Genomic DNA, 17,380 nt, shown 5'->3' on the forward strand with positions numbered 1-17,380 from the left:
CAATGAAAAAAATTATTAGTATTTTAGCGGTTTTAGTATTAACTGTAGTTTTAGCAGCATGTGGCAGTAAGGATAAATCAGCAGGAGGCGAAGATTCTAAAACAATCACAGTTGGTGCTTCACCAGCGCCTCACGCTGAACTTTTAGAACAAGCTAAACCTATCTTGAAAAAAGAAGGTTATGACTTGAAAATCAAAACAATCAACGACTATACAACACCTAACAAATTAGTAAACAGCGGTGAATTGGATGCGAACTTCTTCCAACACACACCTTATTTAAACACTGAGAAAAAAGATAAAGGGTACAAATTAGTATCTGTTGGTAACGTTCACTTGGAACCAATGGCTGTATACTCTAAAAAATATAAAAGCTTAAAAGAATTACCAAAAGGTGCAACAGTTTATGTTTCTAACAACCCAGCTGAAGAAGGACGTTTCTTGAAATTCTTCGTTGACGAAGGTTTAATCAAATTGAAAAAAGGCGTTAAAATCCAAGATGCACACTTTAGTGATATCGTAGAAAACAAAAAAGATATCAAATTCAACAACAAACAATCAGCTGAATATTTACCAAAAATCTATCAAAACGAAGATGTTGATGCAGCAATTATCAACTCTAACTTCGCTATTGAACAAAAGTTAAGCCCTAAAAAAGACTCAATCGCTCTTGAAAAACCTGAAAACAACCCATACGCAAACTTAGTAGCGGTTAAAGAAGGTCACGAAAAAGATAAAAAAATCAAAGCTTTAATCAAAGCATTACAATCTCAAGATATTAAAGATTACATCAACAAAAAATATGATGGTGCTGTGATCCCAGCTGAATAATCGTATGAAGATAATAGAACCCTCTAAACTCAATGTTTATGGGGTTTTTGTCTGTTTGATTTAATGAAAAAGGGAGAAAGAAAGGTCACTTAAATCAGTTTTGAGTTTTTGACATAAAAAAGCTCATTTTCGAACCTATCAACATTTGTTTAGAGACAAAAGCAAAAGATACTTGATGAAAGGTATTTTAGAAGCTAGAGAGTTGTTATATCTCATGAGTAAAGCAGTAACAGGGCAAGAAACAGAAATAAAAGAAGTTGTTGCAAAGCGTGGTGAGTATGTGCGTAATTCAGATACAGACTGTTTAAACGTTATCTATAATGAACATGTTGAAATGGTGGACGTACCAGTGAAGGTAAGCGACCGCAACAAAGCACGTGAAATGTTAGGGAAGTATCACAAGCTATTTACAGAACGTCATGAGGTATCGACAGGAACAACTATGTTTGTAACTGTGGGTGATGATAAGGAACAAGCTGAACAAGTAATAGAGAAGCTGCAAAGGCAAACCCCTAATGGTTTCATGTTTATAGATGATTTAAAAGATTGATATTTAACCACTGTCTTATTAAAAGACGCTGGTTACTTTTTATAATCCAATACATATTTTTAAGGTGATCGTGTATTGCTACTGCCCTATTCATGAATTATACGTAGTATAGGAGGACTCCTCAAAATTGGGAGGATAAAGCTGCTGTACTTAAATGGTAGGGGAGGATAGTTATATACTAAACTTAACGCATTGAAATGATGTATTAGAAATAAGTATTAGCTTGTACTGATGTATCCATTGGCAAAAACCATATTTGGTTTTGATTATAGAGTTTTAATATGTTTTGGTAATAGGAAGTGACTGAAAAATAAGGTGAGTTTATAATCAAATTGTGTTGTAAATGTATAGAGAAAAAGGAGGCAGAGAACAAATTTATTTCTATTCACAGAAATTTAATTTCATTACAAAAATGGAGGTTGTTTAATGGAAAACGTTATATTAAATGTTATTCAAGATACTTGGAAAGCTATTATGCTGATATTCCTTATTTATCTATTTAAAGAATTCATTAGGATAATGGCGGAAAGAAGCATTAATATAAAAAGGATTGAAAGCGAAACACAAATAAAATTTGGCGAAAAATTACTAGACCAAAAAGCACCTGTTTATATGAAACACTTTTCAGAATTAAAAAGAGCAATTGGTTTTTATAATCACATCGCAATTAACAATAAATCTTTTGAAGAATGGGATAATGAAGTATATATGTATTTGTTTGGCGATTATCTACATGATAGTGATGATTTAGATAATGCATACCGAATTAGCTTTGGGTATAGATTTTTATCGAATTTTCAATATTATTTAAATAAATTTAAGACAAGTTTTAACAATGCTTCTAATGAATTTAGTCTAAACCAACTATACATTCCAGATCGTGTGATTCATAATTTTCAAGAAGTGAAAAACATTACTGAAAATAAAATAAATGAATTAGATGAGATCATCAAAGAATTAAGCGAAAAATATAAATTAAGTGATGAAGAATTTGTAAAAAGCTATAAAGAAATACTAGGTGAAAATGAAGACGAACACTATCTTAATATTGTAGAGTGTTATTTAGATAATTTGAAGGTAGAGTTTTACAAAGAGTACAATGTTAAAACACAACAAAAGTTTATAATTCACAATAGCAAAAGCAACTAGTATAAAAAATAAAGAGGAATAAATTATGTTGTTAAAAGGATAGTGTGATTTGCAATAAAGTATATTGACGTTGAATTATGTTGAAGCACAATGAAATCTCATAGGGAAATTTTTTATTTCAAAATATATGCGATTATCATTTGATAGTATATATCTTATAAATAAAGGGAGGGTATAGTTATGAGAGAAGCATTGTTTAAATCACCAAATACCGTAACTAAAGAAGATGTTATAAAAAAGATGAACTATTTTGATGACAAAGCGAAAGAAATTATGGATATATTTGAAAGCGATACTACAACAGGCAGAGATTTAGCTAGAGAATTAAGAAAAGAATTAGAAGTGGAGTATAAAAACAATAACTTGAATAGAACCCAAAAATATTACGGTAAGAATAATTTTTTTAGAACTTATAAAGCAGCGGTTCAAGACGCTTTTGTAAGTGTAACGGGTCAATTAGATAAAGGAAGCAAGACGAGAAGTTTTTTATATGACGTGCATGACTATATGACATATCATAAACATGACTTCAAATAAAAAAAGGTGAGTTTATGAACGGTTTTAAATTTTTAGAATAGCTATAACCCTTTATATGACAACCTTTTGAACACCTAAACATACTCACTGAAATTAATTTAATTATCCCAGCTGAATAAAAAATTATTAATCACTCTCAAGTATAGATGCTTGGGAGTGATTTTTTGCGCCTATTAATAGTATAGGAAGCAAGGATACCCCATCATAATATGTGACAAAGATATGGGTAATGATAATAGAAGGACAGAAAATGAGAATCAGTAGCTTTGAAATTCGTGCAACATTTCACATTGAAACGCTTTAACGAAACTCATTACAATTTAAGAATTCTTTTTATTTAGGTACTTAAAAGGTTTATTCTGGGGTTTAATTGCGTTATAATTTATAAATGTACCAATGTAGTGCAGTTTTGACTACAGATTAAAATTATTATAAACTAGTAATTGAAATACTATTTATGTTTACGGAGGGACTTTTAATGCCATCAACATTGGAGATTAAAGACTTACACGTGTCTATTGAGGATAAAGAAATTTTAAAAGGTGTTAACTTAACAATTAACACGGGAGAAATTCATGCAGTTATGGGACCTAACGGTACTGGTAAATCTACTTTATCAGCAGCAATCATGGGTCACCCAGCTTTCACAGTAACTAAAGGTGAAGTATTACTTGACGGTGTTAACGTTTTAGAATTAGACGTTGACGAACGTGCAAAAGCAGGTTTATTCCTAGCAATGCAATATCCATCAGAAATTACTGGTGTTACAAACGCAGACTTCATGCGTTCAGCAATTAATGCGAAACGTGAAGAAGGTAAAGAAATCAACTTAATGCAATTCATTAAGAAATTGGATAAAGAAATGGAATTCCTAGATATGGATCCAGACATGGCGCAACGTTACCTTAACGAAGGTTTCTCAGGTGGCGAGAAAAAACGTAACGAAATTTTACAATTAATGATGTTACAACCTAAATTCGCTATCCTAGACGAAATTGACTCAGGTTTAGATATCGATGCGTTAAAAGTTGTGTCTAAAGGTATCAACGAAATGCGTGGAGATGACTTCGGTTCATTAATCATTACGCACTATCAACGTTTATTAAACTACATTACACCTGATTTCGTACACGTTATGTACAACGGTAAAATCGTTAAAACTGGTGGTCCAGAATTAGCACATCGTTTAGAAAATGAAGGTTATGAATGGGTTAAAGAAGAATTCAGCGAAGCGTAAATCATTTACGTAAAGAAGAAACAACCGATTAAATGTTATAAGTATCGTTAGGAGGATATTAAGTTATGACGACTGAAACTTTGAACATTTCTGAAGCAGAACTTGTTGAGTATTCACAAGCCCAAAATGAACCTTCTTGGATGACAGAATTACGTAAAGAAGCGTTGAAACTAACTGAAACTTTAGAAATGCCAAAACCAGATAAAACTAAAATCACAAAATGGGATTTCGACTCATTTAAACAATTCGAAACAAAAGCTGAAACTTATCAAGATATCAGTGAAATTCCAGATTCAATTGAAAAAATCATTGATGTTGAAAAAACTGAAAACTTAGTGATTCAACACAATAATACACTTGCTTATACACGCGTTTCAGAAGAAGCGAAAAAAGACGGTGTAATTATTGAAGGTTTAGCAGATGCTTTAGTGAATCATGGAGATTTAGTTCAAAAATATTTGATGAAAGATGCGGTTAACGTAGATGAACACCGTTTAACAGCGTTGCATACTGCATTAATCAATGGCGGCTTATTCGTATATGTACCGAAAAATGTAGTCGTTGAACATCCAATTCAATATGTAGTTTTACATGATGATGAAAATGCAAGCTTCTTCAATCACGTTATTATTGTGACTGAACAAAGTGCAGAAGTGACTTATGTTGAAAACTACTTGTCAGATGCAAGTGGTGAAGGCAATCAAGTGAACATTGTTTCTGAAGTGATTGCTGGTGCGAACTCTAAAATCACTTATGGTGCAGTAGACTATTTAGATAAAGGTTTCACTAGCCATATTATTCGTCGTGGTATTACTGAAGCGGATGCATCAATTAACTGGGCACTTGGATTAATGAACAAAGGTAACCAAATTATTGATAACACAACTAATTTAATTGGGGACCGTTCTACAAGTGTATTAAAATCAGTAGCAGTAGGTACTGGAGATCAAAAATCAAACGTAACATCTAAAATCGTTCAATACGGTAAAGAAACAGATGGTTACATTCTTAAACACGGTGTAGTTGAAGAAGCAGCGACTATTATCTTTAATGGTATCGGTTATATCAAACACGGTGGTTCAAAATCAGTTGCGAACCAAGAATCACGTGTGTTAATGCTTTCTGAAAAAGCACGCGGAGATGCGAACCCAATTCTATTAATCGATGAAGATGACGTAGAAGCAGGTCACGCAGCTTCAGTTGGTCGTGTTGATGACGAACAGCTTTACTATTTAATGAGTCGTGGTATTTCTCAACAAGAAGCTGAACGTTTAATTATTCATGGTTTCTTAGATCCAGTAGTAAGAGAACTGCCAATCGAAGATGTAAAACGTCAATTACGCGACGTTATTGAATTAAGAGTATCAAAATAAAAAGTATAAGCTAGGCAGGAGAGATTAAAAACAGGAGGAAGTTAGCTGATGATATGTGCATCACTGCGTCGTATTCCTCCTTCTCTTTACGCGTTTGAATAACCTGTTCGCAGTCAATTATTATTCATTAAATCCTGTCAGCTTGTAAGTTATTTTGTACGACAAGTGATTATTAATGAAGAAAGGTCTGTGGATATAGTGGCCGAAACAACACTAAATGTTAATGAAGTTATTGAAGATTTTCCAATCTTGAAACAACAAGTCAATGGCAAACGCTTAGCTTATTTAGATACAACAGCGACAAGTCAAACACCACTTCAAGTAATCGAAGCGATTGACGATTATTATAAACGTTACAATTCTAATGTGCATCGTGGTGTACACACACTCGGCTCATTAGCAACAGATGGTTATGAAGGTGCACGCGAAACAGTAAGACGTTTCATTAATGCACGTTACTTTGAAGAAATTATTTTCACAAGAGGTACAACAGCTTCTATTAACTTAGTCGCACGTAGTTATGGTGATGCGAATGTTTCAGAAGGCGATGAAATTGTCGTAACTGAAATGGAACATCATGCTAACATCGTACCTTGGCAAGAATTAGCACGCCGTAAAGGTGCAACTTTAAAATTCATCCCGATGACAGAAACAGGTGAATTAAACATCGAAGATGTGAAAGCTACAATTAATGACAACACTAAAATTGTAGCGATTGCACATGTATCTAACGTTTTAGGTACAATCAACGATGTGAAAGAAATTACGAAAGTTGCGCATGAACATGGTGCAATTATCAGTGTGGACGGTGCACAAGCAGCACCACACATGAAAATTGATGTGCAAGATTTAGATGTAGACTTTTACAGTTTCAGCGGACACAAAATGCTTGGTCCTACAGGTATTGGTGTCTTATATGGTAAACGCAGTCTGCTTAAAGATATGGAACCTATCGAATACGGCGGTGACATGATTGACTTCGTAGGTAAATATGAAGCAACTTGGACAGACTTGCCAACAAAATTCGAAGCAGGTACACCTTTAATTGCACAAGCTATTGGCTTAGCTGAAGCAATTAAATACCTTGAAAACATTGGTTTTGATGCGATTCATCAACATGAAAAAGAGTTGACTGAATATGCATACGAACAAATGGATGCGATTGAAGACTTAGAAATCTATGGTCCGCCAAAAGACAGACGTGCTGGTGTAATTACTTTCAATTTGAAAGACATTCATCCACATGACGTTGCGACGGCTTTAGACACAGAAGGTGTTGCTGTACGTGCAGGACATCACTGTGCACAACCATTAATGAAATGGTTGAATCAATCTTCAACAGCAAGAGCAAGTTTCTATATCTATAATACAAAAGAAGACATTGATCAATTAATTTACGCTTTAAACCAAACGAAGGAGTTTTTCTCATATGAATTTTAATAATTTAGATCAACTATATAGATCTGTAATTATGGACCATTATAAAAATCCGAGAAACAAAGGTAAATTAGATAACGTCTCTTTAACTGTTGATATGAATAACCCAACATGCGGAGACCGAATTCACCTTACTTTCGATATTGTTGATGGCATTATTGAGGATGCTAAATTTGATGGTGAAGGTTGTTCAATTTCAATGTCTAGTGCATCTATGATGACTGAAGCGGTTAAAGGTCATTCGTTAAAAGAAGCATTAGAAATGAGTCAAGAATTTTCTAAAATGATGCTTGGCGAAGATTATGAATTAACTGAAGATATGGGAGATATTGAAGCATTACAAGGTGTTTCTCAATTCCCTGCACGTATTAAATGTGCAACACTTGCTTGGAAAGCTTTAGAAAAAGGTACTGTGGAACGTGAAGGTCAAGCAGATACTGATTCTGAAGAAAATGCAAAGTAAGCACCCATAACGGGTAAAGAATAAGTAACTGGCAAGGTGGTTTCTAACTTGTCAGTTCCATGATAGACTGGTTTATACAAGTAGCAATATTCAATAGAGTATTGTGAAAGCTATAAATCATCATGAAGTTCTATCAATTGATTGAAATATTGCCACGTGTCTATGTATCGTGTTGATTATATAAAAGGAGTGATTGAAATGGCTAAAAAAGCACCTGATGTTGGGGATTACAAATATGGTTTCCACGACGATGATGTGTCCATTTTCAGATCAGAACGCGGATTAACAGAAAATATCGTAACTGAGATTTCAAAAATGAAAGAAGAACCTCAATGGATGTTAGACTTCCGTCTAAAATCTTTAGAGTTATTCTATAAAATGCCAATGCCACAATGGGGCGGCGACTTGTCAGAGTTAAACTTTGACGATATCACTTACTATGTAAAACCTTCTGAACAAGCAGAACGTTCATGGGACGAAGTACCTGAAGAAATCAAACGTACTTTCGACCGTTTAGGTATTCCTGAAGCAGAGCAAAAATATCTTGCTGGGGTTTCTGCACAATATGAATCAGAAGTTGTTTACCAAAACATGGAAGCTGAATTAGAAGAGAAAGGTGTTGTCTTCAAAGACACTGACTCTGCATTACGTGAAAACGAAGAATTATTCAAAGAATATTTCGCTTCAGTAGTTCCAGCTGCAGATAACAAATTCGCAGCATTGAACTCAGCAGTATGGTCAGGTGGTTCATTCATTTATATTCCTAAGAATATTAAATTAGATACACCACTACAAGCATACTTCCGTATTAACTCAGAAAACATGGGTCAATTCGAACGTACTTTAATCATCGCTGATGAAGGTGCTTCAGTGCACTACGTTGAAGGTTGTACAGCACCTGTGTACACTACAAACTCACTACACTCAGCTGTAGTTGAAATCATTGTACACAAAGATGCACACGTTCGTTATACTACAATTCAAAACTGGGCTAACAACGTTTATAACTTAGTTACAAAACGTACTTTAGTTCATGAGAATGGTAACATGGAATGGGTTGACGGTAACTTAGGTTCTAAGTTGACTATGAAATACCCTAACTGTGTATTAGCTGGTGAAGGTGCGAAAGGAAGTACACTTTCAATCGCATTAGCTGGTAAAGGACAAGTTCAAGATGCTGGTGCGAAAATGATTCACTTAGCACCAAACACATCTTCAACTATCGTCTCAAAATCTATCTCAAAAGATGGCGGTAAAGTTGTTTACCGTGGTATCGTTAAATTTGGACGTAAAGCTAAACGTGCACGTTCAAACATCGAATGCGATACGTTAATCTTAGATAACAAATCAACTTCAGATACGATTCCTTATAATGAAATTATGAACGATGACATTTCATTAGAACACGAAGCGAAAGTATCTAAAGTATCAGAAGAGCAACTCTTCTACTTGATGAGCCGTGGTATTTCAGAAGAAGAAGCAACTGAAATGATCGTAATGGGCTTCATCGAACCATTCACAAAAGAACTACCAATGGAATATGCCGTTGAAATGAACCGTCTAATCAAATTCGAAATGGAAGGTAGTATTGGATAGCTGTAAACCGCGTGGTTGTGCGATTCTTATAGTCGGAAAATGGCTATTGATACCATTTTGATACCATTTACTCATCAAAAATGGCTATCGCATCATGCTTTTTCTGGGTGTATAAATGGCTGTAAGTGCCCATCGTTTCAGTGATTTGAGCGTGTCTCATGAGTGACTGTAAAACGAAAATATCTACACCATTATTCGCAAGGTATGATGCATAAGAATGTCTCAGCGTGTGAATATTATAATGTGGGAAAGCCTTTTGAAATTTTTTATGAACATGACTATAATGTTTAGGTGCTATTCCACCAAAAATAAAATAGCTACGTTCATCAAAATATTTGTTAGCTGCTTTTTCACGTTGGTAGCGATCAGCTAACATTTGGTTAATAAATTTAGGTAAGGGGACAATATCTTCAGAGCTTTCAGTTTTAGCTCTGGGATATATAGTCCGATTAGAGATGTCCATAGTTTTGTCTATGGATATCTCTTTTTTATATTTATTAAAGTCTGTCCATACTAACGCCATTGCTTCTCCAATGCGCAACCCGGTATAAAACATCAACTTAAATAATTCTTGATAATCTTGTTCCTCCACTTCTTTTACACGCTCATCAAATTCTTCTCTTAACATATACTTTGGTTTAGGTTTAACACGTGGAATCGGTTTGATTGAGATAGTAGGATCTATACGCAAACCGAAATATTTTTTAGCGTAATTGATAACTACTTTGAAACCAGACCATATTGTGCGTGCGGTGTTAGTGGAAGGAATATTATCCATTAAATATTTTCGAAACTCTTGACACTGGTTCTGCGTAATTTTATTCATATTAATATGACCGAACTTATTTTTAAAGTGTCTGTTATATTCATTGATTTTACGTTTTTTAGTTTTAGGTCTTAAGTCGCTATGCTCTAAATAATGCATGAACACATAGTGGAAGGTATTCGAATCGCTATAACCCTCATTAATATCATTTAAAAACGCAGCTTCTGCATATTTAGCTTCTCTTTTAGTACTGTAACCTCGTTTCATTTTACGCTTGTTATTACCGTAAACATCTTTATATCTGACAGAAAAATACCATTTGTTTGTACTATCGTCTTTATATACTGGCATTTTTTCTCATTCCTCCTCAAAAAAGGTAAAAAAATAATAAGGGTACGGGGAGGTACCCTAAAGTTATTGATTTCTTAAGTGGAAATAATTTTACAATTCATCATAAACAGTATTGTGAATTTCAAGCTCTAAAACTTTATTGTCAGCGTCGATATAAAAGTCGCTATTGTAATTTATTTTGTTTACTTTTAACACTCCGCCATTATCTCTTACATACAACGCTACATCGTCGTCTTGGTCGATAATTACTAGGGTGTTCTCGTTTGTAAGAACTTCGTGTTCTCCGTCATACTTTACTTTAATAAGCCAATCGTTAAATTTCATTTTATGTTCCTCCTTAATTTTTAAAATAGGTTTTCTTATCTTTTTTAATGAGTTTTTTTAATTCCCTTTCACACAATATTTTCTCTAAATCCTTATTAATTTCTCTAATATCTTTTTGGTTATTTATGTTCATCGCTCTTTTTCTTTTATTCAAATACTTACACATAAATGTTCCCCCTTACGTCCTAAATCCAAAAGTAATATAGCTTAAATCTATCCTTACTATTCAACATATAGAAATATGTTATAATCAAATAAAAAAGTAGGTGCTATTTTGGAACTAATTTTATTAATATGTAGTTCTGGTGTCGCAGGATTATTCACATATATTTACTTAGATTACTTGTCAATTTTTGATACAGAAAAAATTGAAATAAAGAAAATGTTTTCGGTGCTATTCTCTTTAATTAGTATTGGTATATTCATGATAGTTCTTTATTTTATAAACTACATTCATATATACAATTTTCTCGGGATAATAATAGCGTTAATAATTTCCTTTATTGTGATAAATGTCTTAAATAAATCAGCTTATCCTTATATGATAAAAAAATTTAGAAATAAAATGAATAAGGAAAGAGAATCTAATAATCTAAATCCATTAAATGACAAACATGCTATAGATACAATTTTACAAACTTCAAATATGTTTTATATAGAAAAGTATAAAGATAATGAACACCCTATTTATCAAGGAATATTACTTAAACATGAAATGACAAATGATTTAGATTCAATATTTTCAATTAGGCCTACACCAATAATAAAAAATCATGAAAAAGTTATTAAAGAGTATTATTATCAACCTAAAAACACAGATGAATATTATAAATTTTATGGTTTAAAAAACTAATGATGCTTTTTAAATTCTTTACCAAACAATGACTCCATTGTAGATTCTGTAGGTTCTTTAAACTCTGTTGTGCGATTATTATAACCTTTTCTTATAGGTTCATTATTTCTTTTCTCATGACTTGACCCTCCGCCACCACGATGACCTGGGTCATTAGGATTATATTGTTGTTTTTTCTTTTCATTACTCATAATATCACCACCTTACAGCGTCTACTTATGTAGACGTCTTTTTTATATTCTTTTTGCTATTTCTTATTTTGAATTAGATTAGTGGTTATAAACAGCGTTAATATGATTGTGAAAATCAATATACTGATAACTGCTATAACTCTAGCAACAGGACTTTCGTTATAAATAACAACATAGAATCCTTGGTAGAAGAAATAAAGATATAGAGGCATTAATGCAATGAGAGTTTTACTATGCTTTGTCATTTCGTATTCCTCCTTCGCCCCAGAGTGGAGGGGGGTTATAAAATTACTTTCCCCACCAGCTCTACGCTTTGGTTAATGTAGGAGTGAAAGTTGACAAAAGTTTTAAGAAATCCATTTCACTCAAAACTTCAATATTTTGCCCCTCATTTGATAATCTTTCTGCTTTTATAATTTTAGTTGATTTAGTATAATTATGTGTTTTCTCTAAATTTTCTAAATCTCCTACAACTAGATAGTTAGTTGATTTTTTTACAGTAGAATCATATATAGAACCGATGTCAGTAATTGTTTGTGCTACTTCTTTTCTTGTAAATGATTTTAATGCTCCAGTAAAACAAATGTGCTTACCATAAAAGATATGGTTCTTATCATTTAACTCTTGATTATAAGTCAGATTAATTATTTTTTTATTGGTCGATTTTTTTACAAATCCATTTTCACCTAATATTCCATACTTAAAATTTTGTTTTTCCACTAATTCATTTAAACTTATGCCTTGATCTTTTAATATACAGTAGGCAATCTGGGCACAGACCTTAGCGTCATAAAAAGCATTGTGATATTCTTCGTTTTCTATGTCAAAGTGTATAGCTAAATCTTGAAGTCTATATGAAGGTAAATTATAGAGATCTTTACTTAATCTATAAGTACAAAAATATAGATTGTTAGGTAAAGGTAGATTATATCTTCTAAAAGAATCGCATAATGCATACATATCAAAGGATGTATTATGCGCTACTATAATATGGTTATCAATGAATCTAATAATAGCATCATACATTTGATACATTTTAGGAGAATCAGCCACATCTTCTTTTGTTATTCCGTGTATGGAAGTATTTATAGAAGAAAAGTATGTTTCAGGATCTATATGAGTATAGAGAGCATCACAAATTCTATTATCTTTATATTTTAATAACGCTATTGAGCAAATAGAATCACGTTTTTCATTAGCAGTTTCAATATCAATGGCGATAAAATCCATAATTATCAAACTCCTTTATTTAAAATATTTTTTGACTTGCCATAATGTAAATTATGATTTTATAAAACTATTTTTCCTACTACTTTCAAATCATTAAATGAACTTACTGTAATATCTTCATACTTCGGATTCAAAGAGATAAGTTTAAGATATTCCGGATGGATATCAACACGTTTGATAAAGCTTGTACCATCAAGAACTACTAAAGCGATCGTTCCATCCTTTATGTTAGTTTCTCTTTTGATAAATGCGTATGTACCTTCTTTAATCATGGGTTCCATCGAATCACCGTTAACTAATATACAGAAGTCAGCACCCTTAGGAACTTCATCTTCATAAAACTCAACATCTTCTTCAATCAAGTCATCAAACAATTCTTCGCCGACTACACCAGCAGCTGCAGCGTGCATACGTTTGATAGTAATAATATTTCTGTCATTTTCAGATACTTCATTGTTCTGCTCTTCTAATTGTTTATTAGCAAAATCTAATACATTATGCTGGCGTGGAGGTGTGAGTTGGGATGTAGTAGTATTGATTTCTTCAATAACTTTATTTTTATTATTTTCGCTCACTAAATCTAAGGGTTCTACACCAAAGATATTAGCGATTTCAGGTAATTTATCTAGTTTAGGACTTCTAATACCCTTCCTCCATCTTGTAACAGTTGTGCGGTTAACATCTACTAAGTTCGCTAAATCACTATCACTCATGTCTCTTTTATTCATAAGTCGCTCTAAATTTGAAGAAAATGAAGTCATTTTTTACCTCCTTTAAACTTGTTTTTAAATTTGTAACTTCATTATATGCCTTAAGTTCCAAAAATGCAACAGAAACTTAAAATTATGTGTAGAGTAAAAAAATATGTTAAAAACACTTGCAATTTTGGAACAATGGGTTTAGTATTGTTGTCAGGAGGTGTTCCAAAAATGCACAAAGATTTATATAGCTCTCGTAAAACAGCTAAAAAAAATCAAGACTATATGGGAAACCTAATAGGCGTTTCAGGTCAACAATATGGAAAAAGAGAACGTGGAGAAATTCCTATTAGCTTAGATGAAGCTATGGTTTTTTCTAAAGATCTTGAGATTCCTATTCAAGAATTGTTCCCAGAATATTTTTTTATCAAAGAAGTTCCAAAAATGCACAAAGAACGTCAAACAACTTAATAGGAGGAAACAATGGAGCAAATCACATTAACAAAACAAGAATTGATTGAAATTGTAGAACGTGAAGTAAGTAAAAGGTTGGACGGTAAGAAAACAATTAAACCAATCTCAATTTTTAGTGAAGTAAGAATTGAAGAAGACGATATAGCGAACATCAATGAAGACTTTAATTTTACAAAGTTTATAAAACCTCCATATAGAGGACATCATTATAAACCATTAGCTTTAAAGAAATATCCTATAGGAAACAACGAACGCTTTAATGGAAAAGTATATGATGATCAAATTCATGACCTTATAAGAAAATTAACTTTAGCAGTTTTTGGCGTTAGCAGAAATTCTGATTTAAGTGAACGTGAATTTGAAGAGGCTGTAAAGATTTACAGATACTTCAAAGATATGTACTTACATCTATACCAAAAGCGTCTTTCAAATTTATCTATTAAAGATTTCGAGTAGAGGAGGAAACCACATGCTAGATTTACAAACTAAACCTGACATCGGAAAGATGTTCAACATTCAAGAAAAAGAAAATGGAGAAATCGCAATCAGCGGTCGGGAACTTCATAAGGCATTGGAAGTCAAAACAGAATATAAAAAATGGTTCGGCAGAATGTCCGAATATGGTTTTGAAGAAGATGTTGATTACACAAGGGTGACCCAAAAATGTCTTACCCAAGGTGGATACCAAAATATGACTGACCACGCACTCACACTAGACACTGCAAAAGAAATCGCAATGATACAACGCAGTGAACCAGGCAAGCGTGCAAGACAATATTTTATTCAAGTAGAAAAAGCGTGGAACAGTCCAGAAATGGTAATGCAACGTGCCTTAAAGATAGCAAACAATACAATCCTACAATTAGAAACTCAAATTGAAAAAGATAAACCGAAGATTGTATTTGCTGATGCAGTAGCTACTACTAAAACATCAATTCTGGTTGGTGAGTTAGCAAAGATTATTAAACAAAACGGTATCGATATTGGTCAGCGTAGATTGTTTGAATGGTTACGCCAAAATGGATTTCTCATTAAACGTAAGGGTGTAGATTACAACATGCCAACACAATACTCAATGGAACGAGAATTGTTTGAAATCAAAGAAACCACAATCAGTCATTCTGATGGACATACATCGATTAGTAAGACACCCAAAGTTACTGGTAAAGGACAACAATATTTTATTAACAAATTTTTGAACGAAAAACAAAACAATTAACAGGAGGAAACCACATGCAAGAGCAAAAATTAAGTAGAAATCAAATTTTTAAGGTTTATACATTGAAAGAACAAGCATTCGAAGAATTTTACTCACAAGAACACCAAGAGTTAGCTAATGAAATTCTTCAAGCAATAAAGAAAAAAGAACCAACGTATGAGGAAGCATACGCGGTCCTAAATCTTGTTCATGCAAAGTTACAATACGAATCTAATTTTGTTCATGTTTTACCAAATGTAAAGAAATGAATTCTAAATCATCATCAATTTTTATGATTGGTATATTCCAGCTTTTATCTAGAGATTGGATGTTATATGCATAATCAGAGCAATTCATATCAAATTCGTAAAAATCATTATTTTCTAAAAGATAAAGCATTAAATAATTAGTTTCTTGGTTTTTGTAATGATTTATCAACTGCTTAAATTTGAATTTTCCTTTCACCATATTGTATTGAGAGTTAACTTCCGTATAAAACTTCGCTTTATCATCTGAAAGTGAAGCGATAGTTTTAGGTTCTGAAAGATAAAACTCATCATCCCATTCAAAAGGAATCACAAAATCTAGTGTTACAAATTGATTATTCCATTTACAAATTATTTTGTATGAAAAATCCAATTTCAGATCATTGCTGATTAATTTAAGCAAAGTGTCAATACACTTTAATTCTTTATAACTCATGTAAATCACCTCCTTATTAGGAGTATAGCAGAAAGGAGGAAACGAAATGAGCAAACTATACAAAACAACCCTCCTCATCACAATGGCAGTTGTGACTTGGAAGGTCGTAAAGATTGAACGTTACATTACACGTTATTCATCGGATGTATCGCTAGATTTAGAAAAGCTGTTTGCAAATTCAAGAGCCTTTAAATATTGATAAAAGTAATGTTGACGTCGCTTATCTAAATATTCTTGATAGTCCACTCTGTTGTTAAATTCATCAATTTTATCAGCATGTGGAAGGGTTTGGATATAAGCAGAAGCAAATTCTTGCGGGTTATATTTTAAACCTTCAAACATAGTTACCCACCTCCTTTCTATAAGGAGATAACCAAATTATACCAAATATCGAACGAACAGATTAAGGAGGAAATGGAATGAACATTCAAGAAGCAACAAAGTTAGCGATGGAAAAAGGCAAATCAATTTATAGAAAAGATTTAAGAAATGAAGGGTTACGGGGAGAAATATTACCTACAAACGACCCATACCACGGCATGTTGTACACCATCCCAGATAAGAAGTCCTATAAGCAAAGATGGCAACCATTGGCAGAGGACTTAATATCTGATGAATGGCATGTTGTAGGAGAATAATTAAGCACCCGCTAGTTTTTTTAAATCTATTAAAAATGATGTAAAACAAAATTCGCTTCGTTTGTAAGCACAATATCACCACCCCAGGTGATTATACCAAATATTGAACAAACAATTTAATAGGAGGGACAAATAATGCAAGAAATAAAAAGAGTAGTAAATCCGCAACTTCGTAGCATTGAAACAGGTAACAATTTGCTTAACAAAGAACAAAAGTTACTAAAAAAAGGATTAAACGAAGAAATTAAAAACGCTAAACTTTCATACGCTGAAATAAATGAGGTTCTCTACCTAATTGATAGAGAACAACATTACCTAGCTAATTATCGTCGCTAGGTTGAAATATACCAAAAACCACAATCGAGCGGAATTAAAGGAGGTGGAACAAAATGAGCATTCAAGAAGCAATCAAAATAGCACTCCTAATCTTCATCTTGGCGGAGGAGATTAGGAATGCTAAGGAAATAAAAAATAGATTAAATTACTTAGATTCTGAGATGACAAAGTTAAAAATTATTCGAAAGTAATATAATCTTCATTTACTGTCACTTTATACATGTTTTTCTTGGCTTCTTCAACAATTTCATTCTTAGACATAATGTAATCATTAACATCTATAGTCGCGTTAGGATTTCGAACATCCTCATCATTGAAGAGAGATTGCAACATCTTATCTAAATCTTCCCAAGATTTTTTACGGTAAAAGTGACCTGGTTTTGGAGAAAGTGACATATCAACACCCCCAATCCAACGCAGTAGCGATAAAACAATTATACACGAAAG

At 32.8% G+C, this 17,380-nt stretch carries 25 protein-coding genes and 1 pseudogene; 17 read left to right on the forward strand and 9 right to left on the reverse strand.

All coding sequences use genetic code 11. From position 1 onward, the window contains the following. The first annotated feature begins 2 nt into the window (after positions 1 to 2). The 9 genes from HMPREF3031_RS06215 to sufB all read left to right on the forward strand — a co-directional run bounded on the left by HMPREF3031_RS06215 (position 3) and on the right by sufB (position 9,172). Complete coding sequence (locus tag HMPREF3031_RS06215) at positions 3 to 830, forward strand: MetQ/NlpA family ABC transporter substrate-binding protein (RefSeq protein WP_002481595.1); 828 nt, start codon at positions 3 to 5, stop codon at positions 828 to 830. Positions 831 to 1,044: 214 nt separating this feature from the next. Next, a complete protein-coding gene (locus HMPREF3031_RS06220) occupies positions 1,045 to 1,380 on the forward strand; it encodes a terminase small subunit (protein ID WP_180363383.1) in 336 nt (111 codons plus the stop codon). A gap of 426 nt (positions 1,381 to 1,806) precedes the next feature. Further along, positions 1,807 to 2,529 carry a DUF2059 domain-containing protein gene (locus HMPREF3031_RS06225; RefSeq protein WP_060804166.1) on the forward strand — a complete coding sequence of 241 codons (723 nt, stop codon included), beginning with the start codon at positions 1,807 to 1,809 and terminating at the stop codon, positions 2,527 to 2,529. 180 nt (positions 2,530 to 2,709) lie between these two features. Continuing rightward, positions 2,710 to 3,066, forward strand: a complete 357-nt coding sequence (locus tag HMPREF3031_RS06230; protein WP_070684247.1) for a hypothetical protein — start codon at positions 2,710 to 2,712, stop codon at positions 3,064 to 3,066. Between the two features lie 478 nt (positions 3,067 to 3,544). Further along, a complete protein-coding gene (gene sufC, locus HMPREF3031_RS06235; RefSeq protein WP_002481612.1) occupies positions 3,545 to 4,303 on the forward strand; it encodes a Fe-S cluster assembly ATPase SufC in 759 nt (252 codons plus the stop codon). Positions 4,304 to 4,368: 65 nt separating this feature from the next. Next, on the forward strand, positions 4,369 to 5,676 hold the full coding sequence (gene sufD, locus HMPREF3031_RS06240; RefSeq protein ID WP_057510817.1) for a Fe-S cluster assembly protein SufD: 1,308 nt from the start codon (positions 4,369 to 4,371) through the stop codon (positions 5,674 to 5,676). Positions 5,677 to 5,865: 189 nt separating this feature from the next. Further along, a complete protein-coding gene (locus HMPREF3031_RS06245; RefSeq protein WP_180363382.1) occupies positions 5,866 to 7,116 on the forward strand; it encodes a cysteine desulfurase in 1,251 nt (416 codons plus the stop codon). Then, positions 7,106 to 7,576 carry a Fe-S cluster assembly sulfur transfer protein SufU gene (gene sufU, locus HMPREF3031_RS06250; protein WP_070724716.1) on the forward strand — a complete coding sequence of 157 codons (471 nt, stop codon included), beginning with the start codon at positions 7,106 to 7,108 and terminating at the stop codon, positions 7,574 to 7,576. Before HMPREF3031_RS06245 ends, sufU begins: the two co-directional genes overlap by 11 nt. Before the next feature lie 198 nt (positions 7,577 to 7,774). Beyond that, positions 7,775 to 9,172 carry a Fe-S cluster assembly protein SufB gene (gene sufB / locus HMPREF3031_RS06255; protein ID WP_002481616.1) on the forward strand — a complete coding sequence of 466 codons (1,398 nt, stop codon included), beginning with the start codon at positions 7,775 to 7,777 and terminating at the stop codon, positions 9,170 to 9,172. Between the two features lie 67 nt (positions 9,173 to 9,239). Here sufB and HMPREF3031_RS06260 read toward each other — a convergent pair whose 3' ends face one another. The 3 genes from HMPREF3031_RS06260 to HMPREF3031_RS13435 form a co-directional block, all read right to left on the reverse strand. After that, positions 9,240 to 10,289 (reverse strand): site-specific integrase, encoded by a 1,050-nt coding sequence (locus HMPREF3031_RS06260; protein WP_070468919.1) that lies wholly within the window; start codon positions 10,287 to 10,289, stop codon positions 9,240 to 9,242. 90 nt (positions 10,290 to 10,379) lie between these two features. Then, the gene (locus tag HMPREF3031_RS06265) at positions 10,380 to 10,613 is read right to left on the reverse strand and encodes a hypothetical protein (protein ID WP_060804169.1); all 234 of its coding nucleotides are present in this window, start codon (positions 10,611 to 10,613) and stop codon (positions 10,380 to 10,382) included. Positions 10,614 to 10,626: 13 nt separating this feature from the next. Further along, positions 10,627 to 10,779 (reverse strand): hypothetical protein, encoded by a 153-nt coding sequence (locus HMPREF3031_RS13435; RefSeq protein WP_156423344.1) that lies wholly within the window; start codon positions 10,777 to 10,779, stop codon positions 10,627 to 10,629. A 108-nt stretch (positions 10,780 to 10,887) separates the two neighbouring features. Here HMPREF3031_RS13435 and HMPREF3031_RS06270 point away from each other — a divergent pair, with 108 nt between their 5' ends. Further along, on the forward strand, positions 10,888 to 11,466 hold the full coding sequence (locus tag HMPREF3031_RS06270) for a hypothetical protein (protein ID WP_060804170.1): 579 nt from the start codon (positions 10,888 to 10,890) through the stop codon (positions 11,464 to 11,466). On the opposite strand, the gene HMPREF3031_RS06275 is transcribed toward HMPREF3031_RS06270, so the two are convergent. The 3 genes from HMPREF3031_RS06275 to HMPREF3031_RS06290 form a co-directional block, all read right to left on the reverse strand. Further along, positions 11,463 to 11,657: a hypothetical protein gene (locus HMPREF3031_RS06275; RefSeq protein WP_060804171.1), complete on the reverse strand. Its 195-nt coding sequence runs from the start codon at positions 11,655 to 11,657 to the stop codon at positions 11,463 to 11,465. The two genes, HMPREF3031_RS06270 and HMPREF3031_RS06275, sit on opposite strands and share 4 nt — an antisense overlap. A gap of 306 nt (positions 11,658 to 11,963) precedes the next feature. Further along, complete coding sequence (locus tag HMPREF3031_RS06285) at positions 11,964 to 12,887, reverse strand: exonuclease domain-containing protein (RefSeq protein ID WP_060804173.1); 924 nt, start codon at positions 12,885 to 12,887, stop codon at positions 11,964 to 11,966. A 59-nt stretch (positions 12,888 to 12,946) separates the two neighbouring features. After that, a complete protein-coding gene (locus HMPREF3031_RS06290; RefSeq protein ID WP_070724718.1) occupies positions 12,947 to 13,648 on the reverse strand; it encodes a helix-turn-helix domain-containing protein in 702 nt (233 codons plus the stop codon). A gap of 168 nt (positions 13,649 to 13,816) precedes the next feature. Here HMPREF3031_RS06290 and HMPREF3031_RS06295 point away from each other — a divergent pair, with 168 nt between their 5' ends. Genes HMPREF3031_RS06295 through HMPREF3031_RS06310 form a run of 4 tightly spaced genes read left to right on the forward strand, consistent with a single transcriptional unit; the run spans position 13,817 to position 15,526 of the window. After that, positions 13,817 to 14,056 (forward strand): helix-turn-helix transcriptional regulator, encoded by a 240-nt coding sequence (locus tag HMPREF3031_RS06295; protein WP_070626472.1) that lies wholly within the window; start codon positions 13,817 to 13,819, stop codon positions 14,054 to 14,056. Between the two features lie 12 nt (positions 14,057 to 14,068). Further along, positions 14,069 to 14,515 (forward strand): hypothetical protein, encoded by a 447-nt coding sequence (locus HMPREF3031_RS06300; protein ID WP_070724721.1) that lies wholly within the window; start codon positions 14,069 to 14,071, stop codon positions 14,513 to 14,515. A 13-nt stretch (positions 14,516 to 14,528) separates the two neighbouring features. Continuing rightward, positions 14,529 to 15,278 (forward strand): phage antirepressor KilAC domain-containing protein, encoded by a 750-nt coding sequence (locus HMPREF3031_RS06305; protein WP_070724724.1) that lies wholly within the window; start codon positions 14,529 to 14,531, stop codon positions 15,276 to 15,278. A gap of 14 nt (positions 15,279 to 15,292) precedes the next feature. Further along, positions 15,293 to 15,526, forward strand: a complete 234-nt coding sequence (locus HMPREF3031_RS06310) for a hypothetical protein (protein ID WP_070724726.1) — start codon at positions 15,293 to 15,295, stop codon at positions 15,524 to 15,526. Here the strand turns inward: HMPREF3031_RS06310 and HMPREF3031_RS06315 are convergent. Next, positions 15,489 to 15,959: a hypothetical protein gene (locus tag HMPREF3031_RS06315; RefSeq protein ID WP_070724727.1), complete on the reverse strand. Its 471-nt coding sequence runs from the start codon at positions 15,957 to 15,959 to the stop codon at positions 15,489 to 15,491. The genes HMPREF3031_RS06310 and HMPREF3031_RS06315 overlap by 38 nt on opposite strands. A gap of 46 nt (positions 15,960 to 16,005) precedes the next feature. Here HMPREF3031_RS06315 and HMPREF3031_RS13670 point away from each other — a divergent pair. After that, positions 16,006 to 16,080, forward strand: a pseudogene (locus tag HMPREF3031_RS13670) (hypothetical protein); the annotation flags it as partial. Between the two features lie 11 nt (positions 16,081 to 16,091). On the opposite strand, the gene HMPREF3031_RS06320 reads toward HMPREF3031_RS13670, so the two are convergent. Continuing rightward, positions 16,092 to 16,301 (reverse strand): hypothetical protein, encoded by a 210-nt coding sequence (locus HMPREF3031_RS06320; protein ID WP_060804178.1) that lies wholly within the window; start codon positions 16,299 to 16,301, stop codon positions 16,092 to 16,094. Positions 16,302 to 16,378: 77 nt separating this feature from the next. On the opposite strand from HMPREF3031_RS06320, the gene HMPREF3031_RS06325 reads away from it, so the two are divergent. Beyond that, on the forward strand, positions 16,379 to 16,597 hold the full coding sequence (locus tag HMPREF3031_RS06325; protein WP_060804179.1) for a Thoeris anti-defense Tad2 family protein: 219 nt from the start codon (positions 16,379 to 16,381) through the stop codon (positions 16,595 to 16,597). A gap of 135 nt (positions 16,598 to 16,732) precedes the next feature. Next, positions 16,733 to 16,933, forward strand: coding sequence for a hypothetical protein (locus tag HMPREF3031_RS06330; RefSeq protein ID WP_060804180.1), 201 nt, complete (start codon positions 16,733 to 16,735; stop codon positions 16,931 to 16,933). Positions 16,934 to 17,110: 177 nt separating this feature from the next. On the opposite strand, the gene HMPREF3031_RS06335 is transcribed toward HMPREF3031_RS06330, so the two are convergent. Then, entirely contained in the window at positions 17,111 to 17,329 is a 219-nt protein-coding gene (locus HMPREF3031_RS06335; RefSeq protein ID WP_070724729.1) for a hypothetical protein, read from the reverse strand. Positions 17,330 to 17,380: the final 51 nt, after the last annotated feature.

Source organism: Staphylococcus sp. HMSC072B07, assembly GCF_001815505.1.
Lineage (GTDB): Bacteria > Bacillota > Bacilli > Staphylococcales > Staphylococcaceae > Staphylococcus > Staphylococcus simulans.

Coding starts and splice junctions, on each gene's coding strand:
- HMPREF3031_RS06215 (WP_002481595.1), top strand. CDS start 3: ATGAAAAAAATTATTAGTATTTTAGCGGTTTTAGTATTAACTGTAGTT.
- HMPREF3031_RS06220 (WP_180363383.1), top strand. CDS start 1,045: ATGAGTAAAGCAGTAACAGGGCAAGAAACAGAAATAAAAGAAGTTGTT.
- HMPREF3031_RS06225 (WP_060804166.1), top strand. CDS start 1,807: ATGGAAAACGTTATATTAAATGTTATTCAAGATACTTGGAAAGCTATT.
- HMPREF3031_RS06230 (WP_070684247.1), top strand. CDS start 2,710: ATGAGAGAAGCATTGTTTAAATCACCAAATACCGTAACTAAAGAAGAT.
- sufC (WP_002481612.1), top strand. CDS start 3,545: ATGCCATCAACATTGGAGATTAAAGACTTACACGTGTCTATTGAGGAT.
- sufD (WP_057510817.1), top strand. CDS start 4,369: ATGACGACTGAAACTTTGAACATTTCTGAAGCAGAACTTGTTGAGTAT.
- sufU (WP_070724716.1), top strand. CDS start 7,106: ATGAATTTTAATAATTTAGATCAACTATATAGATCTGTAATTATGGAC.
- sufB (WP_002481616.1), top strand. CDS start 7,775: ATGGCTAAAAAAGCACCTGATGTTGGGGATTACAAATATGGTTTCCAC.
- HMPREF3031_RS06260 (WP_070468919.1), bottom strand. CDS start 10,289: ATGCCAGTATATAAAGACGATAGTACAAACAAATGGTATTTTTCTGTC.
- HMPREF3031_RS06265 (WP_060804169.1), bottom strand. CDS start 10,613: ATGAAATTTAACGATTGGCTTATTAAAGTAAAGTATGACGGAGAACAC.
- HMPREF3031_RS13435 (WP_156423344.1), bottom strand. CDS start 10,779: ATGTGTAAGTATTTGAATAAAAGAAAAAGAGCGATGAACATAAATAAC.
- HMPREF3031_RS06275 (WP_060804171.1), bottom strand. CDS start 11,657: ATGAGTAATGAAAAGAAAAAACAACAATATAATCCTAATGACCCAGGT.
- HMPREF3031_RS06285 (WP_060804173.1), bottom strand. CDS start 12,887: ATGGATTTTATCGCCATTGATATTGAAACTGCTAATGAAAAACGTGAT.
- HMPREF3031_RS06290 (WP_070724718.1), bottom strand. CDS start 13,648: ATGACTTCATTTTCTTCAAATTTAGAGCGACTTATGAATAAAAGAGAC.
- HMPREF3031_RS06295 (WP_070626472.1), top strand. CDS start 13,817: ATGCACAAAGATTTATATAGCTCTCGTAAAACAGCTAAAAAAAATCAA.
- HMPREF3031_RS06300 (WP_070724721.1), top strand. CDS start 14,069: ATGGAGCAAATCACATTAACAAAACAAGAATTGATTGAAATTGTAGAA.
- HMPREF3031_RS06305 (WP_070724724.1), top strand. CDS start 14,529: ATGCTAGATTTACAAACTAAACCTGACATCGGAAAGATGTTCAACATT.
- HMPREF3031_RS06310 (WP_070724726.1), top strand. CDS start 15,293: ATGCAAGAGCAAAAATTAAGTAGAAATCAAATTTTTAAGGTTTATACA.
- HMPREF3031_RS06315 (WP_070724727.1), bottom strand. CDS start 15,959: ATGAGTTATAAAGAATTAAAGTGTATTGACACTTTGCTTAAATTAATC.
- HMPREF3031_RS06320 (WP_060804178.1), bottom strand. CDS start 16,301: ATGTTTGAAGGTTTAAAATATAACCCGCAAGAATTTGCTTCTGCTTAT.
- HMPREF3031_RS06325 (WP_060804179.1), top strand. CDS start 16,379: ATGAACATTCAAGAAGCAACAAAGTTAGCGATGGAAAAAGGCAAATCA.
- HMPREF3031_RS06330 (WP_060804180.1), top strand. CDS start 16,733: ATGCAAGAAATAAAAAGAGTAGTAAATCCGCAACTTCGTAGCATTGAA.
- HMPREF3031_RS06335 (WP_070724729.1), bottom strand. CDS start 17,329: ATGTCACTTTCTCCAAAACCAGGTCACTTTTACCGTAAAAAATCTTGG.